Genomic DNA, 1,823 nt, shown 5'->3' on the forward strand with positions numbered 1-1,823 from the left:
CTGTAGGCAAGGCCGTGCTTCTCGATCAGCTTGGCGATGAAGTAGTGGACGTTCGAGCCCTTGTTGAGCGCGACCTTCTTTCCCTTCAGCTCGGCCACGGTCCTGATGGCCGAGCCCTTGGGCACCAGCACCGCTTCCGACTGGGGCCGCGGCAGCGTGGTGGCCACGTAGGCCAGCGGCGCGCCGGCGGCCTGCGCGAAGATCGGCGGCGCCTCGCCCACGTCGCCGAAATCGATGGAGCCGACGTTCAGCGCCTCGAGCTGCACCGGGCCGGCGGTGAACTCGGTCCACTTCACGGCGACGCCGAGCGGCGCCAGCCGCTTCTCGAGCGTGCCGCGGCCCTTGAGGATGCTGAGGGCGCCCTTCTGGTGGCCGATGCGCAGCTGCCGCGCCGGCGCCTGGGCCAGTGCGGCGAAGGAAGGCAACGCGATTGCGGCGGCTGCGGCGCCTTGCAGCAGGCGGCGGCGCGGGATGGAGATGGAAGTCATGGACTCGTCCTTTTCGAATGCGGATGCGGATGCAGGTGGCCTCAGGCCGAGATGAAGCCGACGATGAGCGCGATGGCGGTCACCACGATCGTGCTGATGGCCAGGTCCCGCAGCGCCTTCCAGATGGAGCGGGGCTGCGCGTCGAGTGCGGAGTCTTCGGTGGCGACGGGGTTCATGCGTGATTCCTTGTGCAAAAACTTCGGGCAAGGCTGCGCCCTGGCCGCGCAGCGGCGGCTTCAAAGAGCGGGAACAGGAATGGGGCTGGCCGGACTCGGGTTCGATCAAGAACCCGTTCTAGACACTACATCGCACCCTGGAGAACGGCACGGGTTCGAAGCCGTGCGTGGCGGGCAGCTTCAGCCCTTCGGTCGCAAGCACCTCGACGGCCTCGTTGAGCCGCTCGGCCAGGTCGGTATGCACCTGGTAGGCGTTCTCGGGCGTGAGCGTGATCTGCGAATCGGTCGCGTAGACACCCGGCAGGATGTGGCGCGCCGACAGCGCATGCAGCACCGGCCGCAAGGCGTAGTCGAGCGCGAGCATGTGGTGCGGGCTGCCGCCGGTGGCCAGCGGCAGCACGGTCTTGCCCTTGAGCGCGTTCTGCGCCAGCAGGTCGAGAAAAACCTTCAGCACGCCGCTGTAGGCGGCCTTGTAGACCGGCGTCGCCACCACGACCACGCGCGCATGCGCCACCTGCGCAATCGCGCGCTCGATGGCCGGATGGTTCCAGTCCGCCAGCAGCAGCGCCTGGGCCGGCAGGTCGCGGATCGCGAGCCGTTCGATGCGCGCGCTGCGGCCGGCCAGCCGCTCGCCCACGGCCTCGAGCAATGCGCTGGAACGCGAAGGTGCGGAGGGACTGCCGGCAATCAGGAGAACGGACACGGAGGGACTTTCGGTTTTCTTCGGGATTTCGCTTCGAGGTGCGAGGCGGATTACTTCTGCTTGGTCGTGTAGATCTGGTCGAACGAAGCGCCGTCGGCAAAGTGCTCCTTGTCGGCCTTGGCCCAGCCGCCGAAGGCCTGGTCGATGGTCACCAGCGTGAGCTTGGGAAACTGCTTGTCGTACTTGGCCTTGGCCTTTTCCGAGGTCGGGCGGTAGAAGTTGCGGCCCGCAATGTCCTGGCCTTCGTCCGAATACAGGTACTTGAGGTATTCCTCGGCCACCGCGCGGGTGCCCTTCTTGTCGACCACCTTGTCGACCACCGCCACGGTGGGCTCGGCCAGGATCGAGATCGACGGCACCACGATCTCGAACTTCTCGGCGCCGAATTCCTTCAGCGCCAGGAAGGCTTCGTTCTCCCAGGCCAGCAGCACGTCGCCCACGCCGCGCTGCACGAAG

At 67.0% G+C, this 1,823-nt stretch carries 4 protein-coding genes; all 4 read right to left on the reverse strand.

The window, feature by feature from the left end; all coding sequences use genetic code 11:
• On the reverse strand, positions 1-488 hold a 488-nt coding region (locus tag AC1DOC_RS32135), incomplete at its 3' end, for an ABC transporter substrate-binding protein (RefSeq protein WP_478131382.1).
• A gap of 41 nt (positions 489-529) precedes the next feature.
• Positions 530-664: a hypothetical protein gene (locus AC1DOC_RS32140; protein ID WP_012748080.1), complete on the reverse strand. Its 135-nt coding sequence runs from the start codon at positions 662-664 to the stop codon at positions 530-532.
• A 118-nt stretch (positions 665-782) separates the two neighbouring features.
• Positions 783-1,367 carry an NADPH-dependent FMN reductase gene (gene ssuE, locus AC1DOC_RS32145; RefSeq protein WP_027730598.1) on the reverse strand — a complete coding sequence of 195 codons (585 nt, stop codon included), beginning with the start codon at positions 1,365-1,367 and terminating at the stop codon, positions 783-785.
• A 50-nt stretch (positions 1,368-1,417) separates the two neighbouring features.
• The coding region (locus AC1DOC_RS32150) for a sulfate ABC transporter substrate-binding protein (RefSeq protein WP_478131383.1) at positions 1,418-1,823 on the reverse strand (406 nt) is incomplete at its 5' end.

Source organism: Variovorax sp. 01T439_2, assembly GCF_056398445.1.